General features: G+C 40.0%; 12 protein-coding genes and 1 tRNA gene. 3 read left to right on the top strand and 10 right to left on the bottom strand.

Annotated elements, in window-relative coordinates; translation table 11 throughout:
• Window positions 1–172: 172 nt before the first annotated feature.
• Window positions 173–246: transfer RNA gene (locus tag ACSZOX_RS20565), tRNA-Pro, on the bottom strand.
• A 574-nt stretch (window positions 247–820) separates the two neighbouring features.
• On the opposite strand from ACSZOX_RS20565, the gene ACSZOX_RS20560 reads away from it, so the two are divergent.
• Window positions 821–1,216, top strand: coding sequence for a group III truncated hemoglobin (locus ACSZOX_RS20560; RefSeq protein ID WP_437922087.1), 396 nt, complete (start codon window positions 821–823; stop codon window positions 1,214–1,216).
• A 27-nt stretch (window positions 1,217–1,243) separates the two neighbouring features.
• Here ACSZOX_RS20560 and ACSZOX_RS20555 read toward each other — a convergent pair whose 3' ends face one another.
• A complete protein-coding gene (locus ACSZOX_RS20555; RefSeq protein WP_437922086.1) occupies window positions 1,244–2,629 on the bottom strand; it encodes a M20/M25/M40 family metallo-hydrolase in 1,386 nt (461 codons plus the stop codon).
• Between the two features lie 49 nt (window positions 2,630–2,678).
• Here ACSZOX_RS20555 and ACSZOX_RS20550 point away from each other — a divergent pair, with 49 nt between their 5' ends.
• The gene (locus tag ACSZOX_RS20550; RefSeq protein WP_437922085.1) at window positions 2,679–2,984 is read left to right on the top strand and encodes a Smr/MutS family protein; all 306 of its coding nucleotides are present in this window, start codon (window positions 2,679–2,681) and stop codon (window positions 2,982–2,984) included.
• Here ACSZOX_RS20550 and ACSZOX_RS20545 read toward each other — a convergent pair.
• The 4 genes from ACSZOX_RS20545 to ACSZOX_RS20530 all read right to left on the bottom strand — a co-directional run bounded on the left by ACSZOX_RS20545 (window position 2,979) and on the right by ACSZOX_RS20530 (window position 6,620).
• Window positions 2,979–4,076, bottom strand: a complete 1,098-nt coding sequence (locus tag ACSZOX_RS20545; protein WP_437922084.1) for an L-dopachrome tautomerase-related protein — start codon at window positions 4,074–4,076, stop codon at window positions 2,979–2,981. The genes ACSZOX_RS20550 and ACSZOX_RS20545 overlap by 6 nt on opposite strands.
• Window positions 4,077–4,171: 95 nt before the next feature.
• Window positions 4,172–5,167, bottom strand: a complete 996-nt coding sequence (locus ACSZOX_RS20540; protein WP_437922083.1) for a 3-keto-disaccharide hydrolase — start codon at window positions 5,165–5,167, stop codon at window positions 4,172–4,174.
• Window positions 5,168–5,238: 71 nt separating this feature from the next.
• A complete protein-coding gene (locus ACSZOX_RS20535) occupies window positions 5,239–5,454 on the bottom strand; it encodes a quinol oxidase subunit 4 (RefSeq protein ID WP_437922082.1) in 216 nt (71 codons plus the stop codon).
• Between the two features lie 164 nt (window positions 5,455–5,618).
• Entirely contained in the window at window positions 5,619–6,620 is a 1,002-nt protein-coding gene (locus tag ACSZOX_RS20530) for a glycoside hydrolase family 43 protein (RefSeq protein ID WP_437922081.1), read from the bottom strand.
• A 205-nt stretch (window positions 6,621–6,825) separates the two neighbouring features.
• Here ACSZOX_RS20530 and ACSZOX_RS20525 point away from each other — a divergent pair, with 205 nt between their 5' ends.
• Window positions 6,826–7,860, top strand: coding sequence for a LacI family DNA-binding transcriptional regulator (locus ACSZOX_RS20525; RefSeq protein WP_437922080.1), 1,035 nt, complete (start codon window positions 6,826–6,828; stop codon window positions 7,858–7,860).
• Here the strand turns inward: ACSZOX_RS20525 and ACSZOX_RS20520 are convergent, their stop codons facing one another.
• The 4 genes from ACSZOX_RS20520 to ACSZOX_RS20505 all read right to left on the bottom strand — a co-directional run bounded on the left by ACSZOX_RS20520 (window position 7,861) and on the right by ACSZOX_RS20505 (window position 17,291).
• Window positions 7,861–8,859, bottom strand: a complete 999-nt coding sequence (locus ACSZOX_RS20520; protein WP_437922079.1) for a 2-hydroxyacid dehydrogenase — start codon at window positions 8,857–8,859, stop codon at window positions 7,861–7,863.
• 100 nt (window positions 8,860–8,959) lie between these two features.
• Window positions 8,960–10,591 carry a RagB/SusD family nutrient uptake outer membrane protein gene (locus tag ACSZOX_RS20515; protein WP_437922078.1) on the bottom strand — a complete coding sequence of 544 codons (1,632 nt, stop codon included), beginning with the start codon at window positions 10,589–10,591 and terminating at the stop codon, window positions 8,960–8,962.
• A gap of 2 nt (window positions 10,592–10,593) precedes the next feature.
• Complete coding sequence (locus ACSZOX_RS20510; protein WP_437922077.1) at window positions 10,594–13,581, bottom strand: SusC/RagA family TonB-linked outer membrane protein; 2,988 nt, start codon at window positions 13,579–13,581, stop codon at window positions 10,594–10,596.
• Between the two features lie 290 nt (window positions 13,582–13,871).
• The gene (locus ACSZOX_RS20505; RefSeq protein WP_437922076.1) at window positions 13,872–17,291 is read right to left on the bottom strand and encodes a family 43 glycosylhydrolase; all 3,420 of its coding nucleotides are present in this window, start codon (window positions 17,289–17,291) and stop codon (window positions 13,872–13,874) included.
• Between the last annotated feature and the right edge of the window lie 80 nt (window positions 17,292–17,371).

Here is a 17,371-nt window from a genome sequence, read left to right as displayed (position 1 = left end):
CATCTCAACAAAATATCAAGCTGCAAATATCTGATTATTTTTTCTCCTCTCCACAACTTTTGAACATGATCCGTTATGATCCATTGTTTGCAGGACTCTGCTTCGGAAAAAATAAAAAACCCGCTTAATCGTGAGATTTGCGGGTTTTCGATCTTACTTGTCGTAAGTGTTGTCGGGGTGGCAGGATTCGAACCTACGACCTCCACATCCCAAATGTGGCGCGATACCGGGCTACGCTACACCCCGAAAAGGTATCACCTTTGTTTTGTGTGGCACAAATATACAGCTTATCTATAGCGATTGCAAGAGCAATAATTAAAAATATTTTAATCAACTGATAATTTGATAGATAATCTTTCATCGCCCAAATTTTAAGCGCAAAAGCATCACATTTCTGTCCAGAATAACTCTCCAAATCACCTTAAAAAAGCAACAAAAAAATATTTTTCATTTTTTTTCAATTTAGTTATGATATCTAAAATTTATCTCTATATTTGTAATGTTATTTTTATTTAATCTAAATAACAAAAGCACATTATCTCTTCTCAATATAGTTGTCGCGAGCCCTCTACTCGTGACAACTTTTTTTATGCAGTTTCTATTAAAAAAGCATCAACTTTACTTTTTTATAAGAATCAAAAATATAAGGAAAGTCCTATCACCAGTGTTAGAAACGCAGAAAGCAAGCATAGAATGCCTAACCTGCAAAAAACGAAAAACTACGCTTTATTATGGTATTTGTTATTATAAGCTCAAAAGGAGATGATCTAGATCATATTTTTAAACAAATATCTTTTCTAACTTTACAAAAATCATGTTGATGATGGAAAAAAAAGATATAGAATCGATAGAAGATATTAAGCACCTAGTAGACAGCTTTTATGGAAAGGTGAGATCGGACAATTCGCTGGGAGCTATTTTTGACTCAAAAATAGGCGACCGATGGGCCGAGCATTTGGAAAAGATGTACACATTTTGGCAAACTATCCTATTTGACGAGTATACCTATCATGGCAGACCTTTCCCTCCGCATGCACAGCTCCCTATCGAAGAAGAGCATTTCGATCGTTGGTTATTGTTATTTCACGAAACGGTAGATAGTCTATTCGAAGGAACCATAGCCAATGAAGCTAAGTCAAGAGGTCGTAAAATGGCGGCTTTGTTCCAAGTTAAATTAGCCCATATACGACAATCCCCATTCCCGCCTTTGCTGTAACCCTGAAGTCAACCCCTCGTGATTGATTTATTTTGGCATTTGATTAATTTGCTGATCCACTAAATAAAGAAGTGAAGCCAATGCGGCTACCCCCGATTGAAGCTCACGACGATCTACCGCCTCAAACACATCTTTTTCCGTATGGTGTATATCAAAATAACGATGTGGATCTGGCCTAAAGTTGAACATGACAGTATTCGGAAAATATTGTCCCCAAATTCCCGAATCTACGCCAGGACTTCCTTGCAAAAAGCGAGAAACCCAAAATTTCTCCTCAAACAAAGGCTTCCATTGTGTTTGAATCCAATGAAGTGCTTCGGCAGAAGATTTAATATCAAAACCACGGGGCGAGAATCCCCCTGCATCACTTTCTATTGCAGCAACAATCTGTTCACCTTTCGATTTCGCAATTTCACCATACTTTAACGAACCTTGTACCCCATTCTCTTCATTCATGTAAAACACGAGCCGTATTGTATGCTTAGGCTTATAGCCCAGTCGCATCAAGGTACGAATAGCATCTAAAGTCCCCATCGTACCAGTCCCATTATCATGGGCACCTTCACCAAGGTCCCACGAATCAATGTGTCCGCCAATGGTGATAATTTCTTCCGGTTTTTCGGAACCTTTCCATTCTGCTATCACATTATGTGTTTTAACAATACCTTTCCATGCAGACTCATTCTTCAAAAAAACCTTTAAATGTGCATTCTTTTTCAGTTCCTCGCTTAATCGTTGTGCGCTCTTTGCTGAGATTGCCAAAGCCGGAATACTATCAATTCCCTCCACATAACGTGTACCACCGGTGTGCGGATAATCATCATCAGGCGAAGAGGATAGCGACCGGAACAAATAAGCAATTCCACCAAGTTTTGCAACCTCCGCTGGACCACGGCTCCGTTGGCTACTATTAAGACCATAAGCCACTCCTGTTTCCACCATAGATTCGTCCCAAGGCTTATTTACAAAGACAATTTTACCGCGAACGGCATCCCCATATTTTTTTAAATCCGCAAGAAATTCAACCTCAATTACCTCTGCAGAAATACCTTCTTTAGGCGTAGAAACCGATCCTCCTAAGGCCAATACCTTTAATGACGTTTTAGAAGACTCGATATAAGCCTCCTCCTTTTTTCCTCGATCCCAAAAAGGGACCTCAACATCTTGCAGATATACTTTATCAAACGGCATGGCCTCCATCAATCCTTTAGACCATATCACAGCTTCCTCTGCTTTCGTAGAGCCAGCTATCCGATTACCGATATCTTTCGTTAAATACCTGAGATTATCATAGGCCAACCCTTCCTCAAATGATGTCCGATAGATCTGATCCATCATTCCGGCATCTTGCTGCGCTTTTGAACTTCCAATAATACAACATACAGCAAAAAGGGATAAGCAGATTTTTTTCATGAGAGCACACTATTTTTTTATTTGCTAAACATAAGTATTATTTTTGGAAATGGCTAGAGAATTACCCCGCCCAGCAAAGGAAGTCGATTTACATACAGATTCATTTTTACAAAATCATGCTGATTTTGATGCAGATGAATTATTAGCAGAATCCATTGATTTGCTGCGGGAGAGTCTAGACGCCGCCATCTATTGGGCGTATGCTGAAATTCGTTTCATACACGGAAAAGGAAAGGGTGTACTCCGGAAAGCTGTTTACGAAGAACTCGCTTACTATAAGCGCCAAGGTGCAATATCGAACTACCACCCGTCTTATCATAACGAGGATATTGTAGTGGTTATAATCGGTTTATAAAACCTTCACGCGATATACTTGATAAGGATACGCGGTCTTATCTATCCCTTCATTCCATTGCGGCAACCTATTCACTTGTGCACAGGAGAAATACAGGTAACCATCACTTCCAAGACCTAATGAATCCGGCCAAATAAGTCGATCATCTTGTACCAAGGTTTCGATAGTACCTTCAGGTGACCAACGCTTAATACTATAATCTAGCGAAGAGGTCAAATAAATCCTCCCCTGAACATCTGCGACCAACCCATGTGTAATAGTCGTTTTTCCCATATCCTCAACTTTTTCCATCAAAAGCTGATCCGTTAATGACGCATCAACGAGGTAAGTTGTTTCTATACGATAAAGATGTTCCGTATTGATCGGTTTAAAATAAAAATAACGATTATCTTTGGTTAAAGCGATACCATTTACATTAGACATAAAAGGCTTGCCTTCACTGTTGCGCATATCATGCCCCTCATAATTTAAGACAAGCTCGGGATCCGCTTTAGTATAACGGCTTTCCGATAATACCAACCTTGATTTACCACTGCGTAGATCAAGAATAACGATTCCGGCTTGTCCTGGGTCAGAGAGATAAGCTTTCTTTTTATCGGTATCTACACGTACATCATTTAATCCCGACTTGAATTTATTTAAATCATCAAACGTATATTGTTTCACTACCTTATTAGAAGCCAAATCAATCTGCACCAATTTAAACTTCCCGATGCGAGCGTCATCACCCGATTTCCCAAAAACGGAATTTCCCGCTCCCGGTTTAGAATCTAACACCCACAACTGATCTTCAATATCGACATAAATATCCTGAACATTGACAAAATAATCCTCTTCCCGCCTCTCGGTGCTATTCCATTTCAGATCCGGAAAAGCTATTCTTTTTCCATCGACAATTTCCGTTAAACCATACGTATAGGGCTCTCGACGCGGAAAAGAAACAAACACCCGATTTAAAGAAGAAACACTTACGCCAATAGGCTGTTCATTTCCGAACGAGGCCACAACTTCCAGCCGGTCGTCCATTCCATATTGTGCAAAAGAAAAATATCCAAACATACACAAGAACAAAAATAAAAGGGTTCGTCTCATAACAATTTAACTTCTGCTAATGAAAAAAGTATTAAGAGGTATTTAAATAAGAAGAAAGCCTAACTTATGCAAATACCTTTGTTTTTTATTTGTAATTAACCCGCAGGTATGATGGTAAGCTTCCTAAATTCTACGCCAGTGTGATCACCTTGGAGATAAATAGGTCCTGGTTCACCCTCCTGGCTATCTAAAGCACCACCGGTTATACCCGGAATCTCCTGATTCGCAATGATTGTCTTTCCGTTCGCTACAATCGTCACCAATCGTCCCCGTAAAGTAATTTCATAACGATTCCAAGTATTAGGCCCTAATGTAGCCATCTCATTTGGCGATAAAAATCCATATACCCCTCCAAAATATAAAGATCCAGGATGACGGTCCTTCGGAGAGTCTTCTATCTGTACTTCATAACGGCCACGTAGATAAATCCCCGAATTTCCTCCTTCGGTATATCGGAATTCAGCAATAAGTTTGAAATCTTCAAATTTTTGTTCTGTAATCAGATTAGCTCCAGCTTTCTGATTAACGAGGACCCCCTCTTTCACCACCCACTGATTGTCGTCAGACGAGGTACGCCAACCGCTTAAATCTTTACCATTGAACAGTTCAATCGCCGTCCCCCATTTTGCTTCACCAGTTCTATTTAGATAAGGGGCTTTTACACCGGAATAATTTGAAACAATACCTTTATTGGACTTTATAGTTCCTTTCAAACCAGCCTCCGTTAATTCTCCTTCAATCACGAAATCGCCTTCTCCTCCTTCCCATTGTGGTGGAATAGCAAATGAAAATCTACCATTTTCCAATTTAACATGTGATACAGGGCGGCTACTTCCGCTCTCTCCAACAAAAGAACCAACAAGGGTATTGTAGCCAGAAAGCTTAACCTCCAACCATGAAGGTGCTGTTTTACCATCCCTGTCTACTGTCAGATCCCAACGTCCAATAAGATGCTCAGCCTCCTGAGGAACAGTTTGCGTTGCCGGATTATGAGCCTCTTCAGATTTTGGTGTTGTGCTGCTTTGGCACGAGGAAAAACCTACAATGACCAAACCATACAAAAGACTATGTTTCACGTATTTTTTCAACATATAGAAGATTTTAAGGTTTTTAACATATACACTAAGATACAAAAAAGTTTAGCTATATCTTGTTTAACAAACTACCATCCCCGCTGTATCGGAGCTTCATACCTATAGTGCTTATTGCCTTTCTTTTTCTTCTTTTGCTGTCCCGGCGCATATTTCTTTGCAGACTTGCTGCCATAAACCTTTTTTGCATGCCCAGGAGGCATACGATGTGCGTGTCTGCTGTTGTAACAAGACGACATACTTACCGTGAACAACACAACCAAAAGGAGTCCGATTAATTTTTTCATACTTTTTATGAACGTATATATTTTGTGGTAACGATTAAAAGTTCCTTTCACATGATGGATTAATCCATCATGTGAAAGGAACTTTTAACATCCATTTACAAATACTACGCCATTATTACACATCACATGGAGAAATTAATCCACGGAACTCCCGGCTTCTTATCTTACTTCCAAATTCCCTCGGTAGTCATTTGGATACGCTTTAAACTTCCATCTTTATTGTAGAACAAACGATCGATACACACTGAACGTCGGTAGCTTCCGCCTTCGGTCTGTACCGCCCCATTGTGGTATACGAAATACCAATTCCCCTTAAACTCTACAATAGCTTGATGGTTTGTATTACTGTTTCCAGCTATTTCATTCAAAATACCCTTATATTCCCAAGGACCTTGAATACTCCGACTCATCGCATAAGCAATTTTTTCTGGGAAGCCTGTAGCATAGGAAAGGTAATACCAATCACCTTTTTTATGAATCCAAGGAGCCTCAGTAAAGGCGGGTAGAGAAACAGGAATAATATCACCTTCAATCTCTATCATATTAGGTTTTAATTTGGCATAATAACATTGTGTATTTCCCCAAAAAAGATAAGCCTGTCCGTCTTTGTCAATCCAAACCGTAGGATCAATGTCGTCCCAACTGATATGCGTCCATTTCGTTGTCATGTTGTTGGTAATCAATGCCGACCCCTTCGCATCTTTAAATGGCCCTGTAGGATTATCCGATACAGCGACACCAATTGCTTTCCCTCGTTTTCCATCTACATCCTTATGCTCCGTAGAAACATACCAATAAAATTTACCATCGCGCTCTATCACTTGTGAAGCCCAGGAGCTGTTTCCTACGGCCCAACTAAAATCCCCCGTGCGCAAAGGAACAGCATGCTCCGTCCACGTTTTCATGTCCTTAGTCGAAAAAACCAACCAATTTGGGATATTGTACCCACGCCCATCTCCCGTATCCTGTCCAGCATATAAATAGAATGTATCTCCAACGACCAAAGCAGCAGGATCTGCCGTATATTTATGCGTGAAAAGTGGATTACCAGAAACCTTGATTACTGTATCTTTAGAAACTGTCGTTCTATGCTGCTGTTGCGCTTGTACAGAAAGGACTCCCATAAGAGCAAGCCCTAATGTATTCAATAAGATTTTTTTAGTCATATGTTTATATTGTTTGGCATTTATGCGGTTTCCTTCATAACCTATTTATACAGCCTGAAAGTATATATACAGGTTATTTCGTTAAAAATAGTCAAATTAATATAAATGTCAACAATACATTTAATATAAAAGCTGATAAAATGGAGTATACATGGTTTATACAAATAAATTCAATAAATTTAACCAATAACAAAATTCCAGAATCATGGCCGACATCACAATAAAATTTATTGCTAAAGCGCTACAAATATCTCCCGCGACGGTATCGCGCGCGCTCAATAATAGTCATGAAATAAAGAAGGAAACAAGAGAACGGGTATTAGCATTTGCCAAAGAACATAATTTCAGACCGAACACTTTTGCAAGAAATCTAAAAACGGGAAAAACAAATTTAATCGGCGTCGTTATACCCTTTCTTTCCAGCCCTTTTTTCTTGGAATTCATAGAAGAACTCTATAAAGTAATCACACCTTTGCACTATACCCTTATCCCTCTTCAAACCCAAAACAATGAAGAAAGCGAAAAAGAAGCCCTTCAGTTTCTTATTCATCAGAATGTAGCAGGGATCATCATATCGCCAGCATTTGAAGATTCAAATTATGAACTGCTTCAACAAGTTCATCTCAATATCTGTCCGGTCATTCTCTTCGACAGGACGCAACATCGTCTAAACACCTACAAAATAGGCATACACAACAGTATGGAAACCTATGTAGCCACAGAGGATCTTATCAAAAAGGGACGAAAAAAAATAGTATTTCTATGCGGTAAGGATATAGGTAACACCAAAGACCGCATCAGAGGTTACAAAAATGCACTTTTAAATTATGCGATTCCCTTTAAAGAAGAATATGTAGTCTATGCAGACTATCAAGACCCCAATCAAGATATTGATTGCATATTAAAAGCATTCTTTATTAATTTACAGCAAAACGAAAACTTACCAGACGCCATTGTTGGCGGTACAGATACCTTATCCATCAAAATACTAGGTGTCCTTGCAAACCTGCAACTAAGCGTTCCTGACGATATCGCTGTGATTGGTTTTACCAACACCAACCTAGCGAACTACCTATATCCTGCACTATCTACCATACGGCAACCTACGAAGGAAATGGCGCAGCTCGCCTTAGAACTCCTGATGGGACTTATCCAAGATAGCAGAGACCGGAAGGACATGCCATTCGAAAATTTTTTGCTCCCTTCCACTACCACGCAACGGAAATCAACCGCTATATAATTAAACAAGAAAAGCAGGATCAAGCTTATCTACTGTTTTTTGAAGTCCTTCTTTCACATTCCGCAGCGTAATTTTTGCAATTTGCGTCAACGCCTCATCGGTAAAAAAAGCTTGGTGCGCCGTTAACAGTACGTTTGGAAAACTGGTTAACCGTTGCAACACATCATCTTGAATAACCACAGTACTAAGATCTTTAAAGAAAATCTTTTCTTCCTGTTCATACACATCGATGGCAATACCGCCCAGTTTTTGGCTTTTCAAAGCTTCAACAACAGCCTTCGTATCCACAAGTCCACCTCGACTTGTATTAATAAGCACCACCCCCTCCTTCATTTTACTCAAGGATTCTTCATTAATCAAATGCTTCGTCTCTGGCATTAATGGGCAATGCAAAGATATAATATCAGCCTGCTCAAAAATTTGGTTCAAAGGCACATAGGTCACTCCCGCATTTCTCAAATCCAGGTCCTCAAAAACATCATAAGCCCATACTTTACATCCAAACCCAAGCATAATTCGGCAAAAAGCCTTACCTATCTTACCAGTACCTATAACACCAATCGTTCGCCCATGAATATTAAAGCCGAGTAAACCATTTAAGGAAAAATTCTGTTCACGAACTCTATTATACGCTTTATGCGTCTTTCTATTTAAAGTCAAAAGCATCGCAACAGCGTGTTCAGCAACGGCTTCTGGTGAATAAGCAGGAACCCTGCAAACCCTAATGCCGTATTTTTTCGCAGCTTCCAAATCAACATTATTAAAACCGGCACAACGAAGTGCAATCACTTTCACCCCCCTGTCTGCTAAGACGGACAAAACTTCCTGATTGATCTTATCGTTCACAAACACACATACCGCATCAACATCCTCCACCGCGTGTACGATGTGCGGTCCCAAATGCGTTTCATAAAATTGAAACGAAAATTTACCCTCGGCATTTTCTTGTTCAAAGAAAAAACGATCATAAGGTTGTGTAGAAAAGAAGGCGATTCTCATATCCGAAAGATAAGAAATTATGCGCTGATTACACAAATAGAAAGAGATGGCCTCTAAAAGACCATCTCTTTCTCAAGCAAAACAAAATACTTCTAGGGACTTAATATCCTGGATTTTGCACAAAACTAACATTCGAATCCATGAAGTTCTTTGGGATTGGGAATATATTCTTGTGTGAAGCATTATTTCCTTCAGCATCCTTACAAAACCAAGACTTACCTAAATAAACGTTATTGCCATTACTCAGATGGAAACGGATCAAATCCTGTCGTCTGTGGTGTTCACCAACAAACTCCCAAGCTAAGTCATCCAAAAGTCCACCTAACACGACATCACTCCCCCCCTCGACAGTCTCCCATACACCATTTTCATAGTGACCGTAATTATACACACTACCACCTTTCAGTTGGGCAATGGTCCGTACAGCCTTATCAGGATTCGCTGTAAATGCTCTCTTTCGTACCTCCGTGACCAAATCCGCAGCTGTTTGTTCATCTGTCTCCAACCGAAGTAAGCACTCTGCTTTAATAAAATATGCATCAGTCAATCGAAACAAAGGCACATCATCACCATAAGTCCCAACATTTCCTGCAACGATTTCATATTTTCGAAAACGGGCACCTTCAAATTGGTAAGCTCCAGGATTATCAATACTGCTGACATCTTTTGTATAAACCAACGGTTCTGCCCCGACATAAATTAGACTTCCCGATTGACTATACTGCTGACCAACAAGCCAAGTCTTGGCTAAACGCTCGTCATCTTCATCATAAGTATCAATAAACTGTGGAATCGCACAACTGCCATTCCAGGGCGCACCACTAAGTCCAAAAGTTGCTGCACTACCACCATGTAAAGCTTTGTTCGATAAATAATTCCCCGATGCATACGTAAAATCAAACGGTATACCAAAGATCACCTCTGGGTTTGACGAGATTTCCGATTTAAATGGATCCTCATAGTTGGCCGACAAACTATACTTACCACTATTAATCACCTCATTCACTTCAGCTAAAGCTTTCTCGTAATAAGAGTTATCGGTCGTATTAAACCAGGCATTGTGATTCAGGTACAATTTAGCTAATACCATATTAGCTGCATAGCGATTCATGTGACCAAAATTGGTGGTTCCATCACCTAAATCATCTTTCACGGCCTCCAATTCCGAGACAATAAAATCGAACACTTCTTGCGGATCTACCTGTGGCGGAAGATAACCTCCTGGAAGTTTTTGCGTTGTTTCCAATGGAATATTTCTAAAATTATCTAGTAAAAAATAGTAGAAAAGTGCACGCATGGCACGCATTTCAGGAATATAAGACGTAACAGCTTCACTTTCGAGGTCTAAAACTTGATTTGCGCTGCCAATACCTCGATAAGCATTATACCACAACCCATAAAAATGTGAAATAGAAGGATTAAAGGTATGCTTATGCATAGAGATATAGTAATCTCCCCAACCGGTGCCAATACGGAAAGGTGTCATAATAAGATCTGAGGACTCCTCGTAAATATCAAAAAGACCATCCCAACCCCAGTACAATGACCGCAAAGAAGCGTGCACGGGTGCTACAAGACTTCGGATATCATCTTCCGTAAATTCAGTCTTTTCCGTTGAAATCTCGCTAAAAATATCCTCATCAAGCTTTGTACATGCCGCACTACAGGTAAGTAAAAGGACAGATGAAGCAATGATATATTTCTTATTGAATTTAAAATTATACTTTTTCATAATTACAGTGTTAAATTAAGTCCGAAAGTAAACGAACGAATAGAAGGGTATTTATCTCTCGGATCCGTACCCGCACCCATTAAATTACTATTGGTCAACTCAGGATCCAATCCGGAATAATTTGTTATACTAAACAAATTTTGACCTGTCAGGTAAACACGGATATGTTGAATATATTTCTGTTGATTCAATTTAAATGAATACCCCACGTTGATATTATTCAACTTTACGAAATTCCCATTTTCCAGATAATAACTCATAAAAGTCTGTGATTGAGAAGATGATAATGGTGCAATCCCATAAACCGCATCTTTCGCTGTTTTCAATCGATTATAAGCAATCGAATTATTCTCATAAAACATCCGTTGTTCATTCAATATCTGGAACCCCCATTGGCTACTTAATTGCATATTGAAATCAAACTTCTTATAGCGAAAACTATTATTCCATCCCAAAAACAATTTAGGCATACCATTACCTAAATATTGACGATAATCATCGGTCAACATCGTCGGACTAAATTCTACAGCTTCGCCAGTCTTCGGATCCTCGATAATCCAGATTCCTGCTTCTGTTACACCAACAGACTTCGGCCCCCAATAATTCCCAAAGGGCTGACCTTCTTCCAAACGATGCGTAGGTACAGATATAGGATCTCCTGCATAAGCTGCTTCAAGGAAATTAGTGGTTTGATACAAATCGTTAGAAAGACTAATTAATTTATTTTTATTGTGCGAAGCAGTTAACATAGTCTTCCATTCGAAATCCTCTTTTCTAACTGGAATGAAGTTTAACATTACTTCAACACCTTTATTGTTCATCTTCCCTACATTAGCTTTCGTTACAGAATACAAGTTAGGAGGAAGAGGAACGTTGTAATCCCAGAGCATATCCTTCGTATTTTTATTGTAGAAATCTACCGATCCACCAAACCGATCGTTGAACAAACTGAAATCGACTCCTATATTTAATTCAGCTGATTTTTCCCACCTAAGATCTGGATTTGGGTTGGATGTGATTGCCAGTCCACTCTGCCATTCGCCGTCTTCATAATAGAAATTGCCATAATTATACCTTGTCAACGACAAATAGGATTCTCCAGGAATAACACCGGTAACACCATAACCTCCACGCAGTTTTAAATTATTGAGCCACTTCGCATTTTCTAAAAACCGCTCTTTGGTTAACGTCCAACCCAACGAAACCGCAGGAAAATTTCCCCATTTATTATTATCACCAAACTTGGAAGATCCTTCTCTACGGAAACTCGCTAACAAGTTATAACGATCTTTAAAAGTATAACTTAGCCTACCGAAAAAACCGATAAGACGATCATTTACTTTATTGCTTGTCATGGATCCATCGCCATCCTTCAATGCATTCCCAAGTGATATATTATGATAGGAGTATACATCAGTGGGGAAATCATAATTAAACATACTCCCACTTTCGGTTTCGTTATAGAGATAACTATAGCCTCCGAGCACACTGAAGTTGTGATCCCCTATTACCTTTCTATAATTTGTCGTTAATTCCAAATTATCCGATCGGGTATCGCTATCCGATCGATAAGCCGATCCATTATAAGCATTTACCCTCGATGTATAATACTGCTTGGTACTATAATACCCATATAGACCCGTCGTATTTTGACGAGAAATTATCAGATTCGTTGTCCAACCTTTAATAGGTTCTAAGGTAATGTTCCCTGTCAAGCGACTACGCTTGGTTTTGTTATCGCCTTGTCGTTCGTTAAGAATTGCAACGGGGTTGTAATACTGATATACATTATAGTCTTCGTAATAACTTCCATCTTCATTATAAATTGGAGCAGTTGGATTATGGATGACCGCCTGACGATAAGGGCTACTCAAATCTGCGGCAGAAGCTGCATTAACATTGTTCCGCTGCTCCGACTGCACCAAGTTAAAGTTGAGTTTAAGGATATTATCCCACATCGAATGTGTGAGGTCGAAAGTCGTTTTTATACTGCTTAGGTCTGTTTGCTTCATTACTCCGTTTTCATCTCTGTAGGTCACGTTGGCTGAATAACTTGTGTTCTTTGAACCTCCCTGAATATTCAGGCTATGATTTTGTGTAAAACCGGTTTGCATTACCGCATCAAGCCAATCTGTATTATGCCCCAAATCCGTAAAGTTCGTGTAACCATCGCGTATATCCTGTGCATCCATAAACTCCGGTATTTTATAAAACTGCGAAGTTGCTGCATAAGCATTGTAGTTAACCGTAGCTCTTTCCCCCTGACTACCTTTTTTGGTTGTAATTAAGATGACTCCATTTGCACCACGCGTACCGTAAATAGCTGCTGCCGAAGCATCCTTTAAAACATCTATTGATTCGATACTCTCAGGGGGTACTGTACTCAAAGTTCCTACGATACCGTCTACCAATACCAAAGGACTTGAATTCCCTTCAAGTGTAGCGAGTCCACGAAGAACAACGCGCGATTCTGCATTAGGATCCCCCGATCCCTTGGTGATATTTAAACCCGCAACTTTACTTCGGATCAGATCAGCTGCATCCCGGACATTCCCGGCAAGAAAATCTTCTGCTTTTACACTTACAATAGCACTCGTTACATCTCCCTTCCGCTGCGTACCATATCCTATAACAACTACCTCATCCAATCCTGCCAAATCCTCCAATAGATTCACTTCTACAGGCCCGGAAGTCGCAGTAACAGGTTGTTCTATCGTCTTCATCCCAATAGACGAAAATACGAGCGTGGCATTGTTACTCTTTAGTCGCAATTCAAATTTTCCACTTTCATCCGTTTTTATCCCATTGTTACTTCCCTTTTCCATAACGTTTACATTGGGAAGCCCCTCTCCATTGCTGTTACGCACAGTACCTTTTACAATCTGCTGTGCGAAAGCAAAAGCAGGAAGTGCTAGGCAAACGAAAACATAAACAAAGCACAATAGCACTTTAGGATGCTTTCTCCTTTTTTGTTCATCTCTCACGATCATTTTTATTTGTTTGATTATTATGGTTACTTAAAAATCATTGGAATTTTATAAGCCTATTGGCAGCTATCTCCTCAACAAATAAGCTCTAGTAGTATACAAGCTAGAGTTTAACTAATCAGGTTTACAAAACGGATAGCATATTTTTAAAAGTAGATAGAATTAAAAGAAAAATTCACCCATATTTTAACGATTAACAAGCATATATTAACAGGTTTGTTACAAACCAAAAAAAGCCCGTCTGGTACAATACCAAACAGGCTTTATCAAAACCTTAATACATTCTAAAATTTCTAAGGGTTTAGCTTCCAGATCTTCATCGGACCAAATGTACCATAGCTCAATTGATTATTATTCGCCGTTTGATAGATTCCCACACGTAATTTTTTATCGTTAAGATCTTTTCTTAAGAAAGGACTTCCCGGTAAATTTACCCAATGCTTTCCATCCTTAGAGCCTCGCAAATAGAAGTAAGCGTCTTTTTTTTGGATCTGTAAATAAGCGTCAAAAGCTAGTCCTGCTCCGGTGTTTAACTCTCGATATTCTCCCCGTCCAATACTCCGAACCAAATTACCAAGATTCCAACCTGTCAAAATTGTATTATTTAAATAACTTCCAGCATGTGCAACATCCTGTATCATCAATCCAGCCTCACTCGAGGTACGTGCCTTTGTACCCAGTCCCGCCACATCTTTCACCTGGATTTCCACCGTAAAATCACCCGACAACTCCTTGTAAAGAAAAGGACCATTCCATCCCTCAGCTCCCCATTTTGTATCTTTCGAAGCCAACCGCCAATCATCTCCCTGTCGCGTAATAGATAACCATGTACTATCTCTATCGACAGGTAGCTGCAAACCATCCCAAAAAGCAAACTTGCTATCCAGTTCCCATGGCAAATCATACCTACCTTCCAACATATTAACAGGATGCTTAGGAGGAACAGGCAACGAAACAGGCTTTCCGACATTACCGTATACATCTTTAACTAACACGTTGATAATCGAATGCGCACTATCGGCAGAAAACAGATAATAAGGATCTTTGATCCAACCCGAAGCTTGCTTATTTAACGTAAATGCATAACGAACCAAATTACGCAATGGTTTCACCGCTACAAATACATTATCGTTATTCAGGAAATACGGATCTCCGCCAGCGAGTAAATCTGGTGCCACCAAGTAGCCATCACATTTTCTCTTCCATGCAGCGTATAATGTAGAAATTTCCTCCGAAGCAAGATTCATGTTATGAGCACGTATTGCATGAACGATTGCTGCCCCAAAACTTATGTAATTACCCCTTATCGAAAAATAATCATCCAAAGATTGCGTATTCGTTATTTTCCCATCCTCGAACACCTGCACTTTACCATCCAATTTTTGCAATACGACATGTCTCCAAGCTTCCCTACGAAACAAATCAAGCTCGACACAAAACGAAGAAGACTGTAACATAGCTATCAATGGAGCTACTTGGATTTGTTGAGCGGAAAGGCCAACACGACCATCAGCAACAACGATGTTCCCCTTGTCCACGGCGATTCGATTAGAGACATTCAGCGCACTACCATACACCAAAAGAGAATCAATCTCTCCAAAAGCACAATCTGCAGTTTCCAAATCAAATAAATATCCCGTATGAGCCTCTTCGTTATAAATACGCTCGACATCCTCCGCCGTCCACGCTATAGCCGCACCCCGTAAATCCGAGATATACCCTGTAAAGAAATCTTCGCCCAAACCACCGATAGAAAACCGTTCATCCCGACGGATAAATAGCATTTTATTTTGCTCTTTCTCCAACTTCCCATCGACATACAACCTCTCCATATAACCATCAAAAGTAACCACAATATGGTGCCAAGCATTCTCTCTTGGAATCTGCTTAAAAGACATATCCGCCCAACCACCGTGCTGAATTGCTCCCCTCGCAGGATCACTTCCATAACCGAATGTGGCTAAGGTCAAATCATGACCAGGCCGAGACCATGAAAATAAAGGCTCTATACGTTCAACTTCTGGGTTATTTACCCATGCACTCCAAGTATATGAAGCATTTCCGTCGAGATATGCCGGCACATTAAAACTAGAAGTCAACCGCCCGGAACCGTCAAAATAAAAAGCCGATCTGCCTTGATAATTCTTAACGACAACCGGTGAAAGAGCTTTCCAATCACCAGAAAGACTGCCCGTATTCTTGATAACATCAACAACTTCACCCTCTTTATAAGAAGAAGCATCCACGCGAATAATATCTTTAGAACTCACCGCTGTCAATTTCGGCATCGGCTGGGGATCTGACCAAATCGTCTCCTGTTTTAACCTTTCTTTGTAAACCTTCATATTCCAGACTCCTCTCGGTAGTCCTACAACTTGTGTATTACTGACTGTCAATCTCACATAACGGGCTTTTGACTTTCCGTGTGCTATTATAGGGCTAGCCCAACGATCGTTAGTACTATTATCCGAAAACAATTGCCATTGCTTCCCGTCAGCAGAAACTTCTATCCTGTATTGGTAAGCATAGGTAGGATATTCCATTTCCAACAAAACCGTTCCGATAGACGAGGATTTACCAAGATCAACCTGTAGCCATGCCTCTCCTTCATTATTTGCAGCCCTCCACAACGTTCCATTATTGTTATCTATCGCGAAATCTGCCTTAAAATCATCACTATAAGCAGACGAAGCTACGGCATGTTTTCCAAAAGCTAGATCAGTATAGGGTCTCGTATTTTTCCCCAAATAACCTATACCCGTATGCGTAGGTACAATCTTCTGAATATTACCGTCCTCATCGAAAAGTAATTCGTCGGCAGCAACCTGTCTATGAAAACCGCCACTAGAATGGGGATTATTATGCCGATGATATACGATATAAATTTTTCCATTCTCTTCTAAAATACCATTATGTCCAGGCCCATGAATGGTACCGTCAGGATTCGTCACCAAAATCGGATTTTCCTTCGGATACTCATAAGGACCGAACGGCCCCACTTTACTCTTCACATACTGCACCCGATAGGTATCATCTTCACAATGCCCTGAGGAATACAAAAGATAATATACACCATGACGCTTGAACATAATAGGTGCCTCGAAATAATCCTTCGCAATAGTATTGGGAATAAGTTCAATGCGCTCAAAAGATTTCATATCCTCACGGAGCAGTCCAACAGCGCATCCATGATCAGGGTAAATCCCCCAGGTGCCCCAAAACATATAAATCTTTCCATCATCATCCGTAAACGTCTGACCATCTAAGGTAATCACGCCAGGGATCATATAGTTCGGAACAAAAGCTTTATCATCGGCTACCAAAGAAGTCCAGGGTCCCACTGGCGATTCTGATACCGCACCAAAAAGTTCAACAGGTTGGCTATAATATAGGTAATACCGTCCATCATACCCCTTCGTCATATCCGGTGCCCAATACCAATGCGTGTTCGGCCAATTCATGGGTTGTATAGCCCAATTTACAAAATCTTTCGAGGTCCAGACTTGTGAAGGACCAAAACCACCGCCATTCCCATCTGTCGTCGCATAGAGATAATAGGTATCACCTATCTTTTTAATGGTAGGATCGGCAAAGTAACCCGGCACAATAGGATTGCCCGTTTTTGGACTGTCATATCGGGTTACATCCTGCGCATAAGCGCCCACCGAAGAAAGAAAAACAATTAAAATCCGAATCAAATCTCTTGTTATCATATATTGTGGCTAATGACTCACTAAATTAGAAGTTCAAGAAGGATATTGTTTTCACAATCTTAACGAAGAACACTTGAATA

Origin of the sequence: Sphingobacterium sp. LRF_L2 (genome assembly GCF_965644235.1) — a bacterium.
In the GTDB taxonomy this organism is placed as follows: Bacteria; Bacteroidota; Bacteroidia; order Sphingobacteriales; family Sphingobacteriaceae; genus Sphingobacterium.
This window is presented reverse-complemented; position numbering and strand designations above follow the sequence as displayed.

Coding starts and splice junctions, on each gene's coding strand:
- ACSZOX_RS20560 (WP_437922087.1), top strand. CDS start 821: ATGATGGAAAAAAAAGATATAGAATCGATAGAAGATATTAAGCACCTA.
- ACSZOX_RS20555 (WP_437922086.1), bottom strand. CDS start 2,629: ATGAAAAAAATCTGCTTATCCCTTTTTGCTGTATGTTGTATTATTGGA.
- ACSZOX_RS20550 (WP_437922085.1), top strand. CDS start 2,679: ATGGCTAGAGAATTACCCCGCCCAGCAAAGGAAGTCGATTTACATACA.
- ACSZOX_RS20545 (WP_437922084.1), bottom strand. CDS start 4,076: ATGAGACGAACCCTTTTATTTTTGTTCTTGTGTATGTTTGGATATTTT.
- ACSZOX_RS20540 (WP_437922083.1), bottom strand. CDS start 5,167: ATGTTGAAAAAATACGTGAAACATAGTCTTTTGTATGGTTTGGTCATT.
- ACSZOX_RS20535 (WP_437922082.1), bottom strand. CDS start 5,454: ATGAAAAAATTAATCGGACTCCTTTTGGTTGTGTTGTTCACGGTAAGT.
- ACSZOX_RS20530 (WP_437922081.1), bottom strand. CDS start 6,620: ATGACTAAAAAAATCTTATTGAATACATTAGGGCTTGCTCTTATGGGA.
- ACSZOX_RS20525 (WP_437922080.1), top strand. CDS start 6,826: ATGGCCGACATCACAATAAAATTTATTGCTAAAGCGCTACAAATATCT.
- ACSZOX_RS20520 (WP_437922079.1), bottom strand. CDS start 8,859: ATGAGAATCGCCTTCTTTTCTACACAACCTTATGATCGTTTTTTCTTT.
- ACSZOX_RS20515 (WP_437922078.1), bottom strand. CDS start 10,591: ATGAAAAAGTATAATTTTAAATTCAATAAGAAATATATCATTGCTTCA.
- ACSZOX_RS20510 (WP_437922077.1), bottom strand. CDS start 13,581: ATGATCGTGAGAGATGAACAAAAAAGGAGAAAGCATCCTAAAGTGCTA.
- ACSZOX_RS20505 (WP_437922076.1), bottom strand. CDS start 17,291: ATGATAACAAGAGATTTGATTCGGATTTTAATTGTTTTTCTTTCTTCG.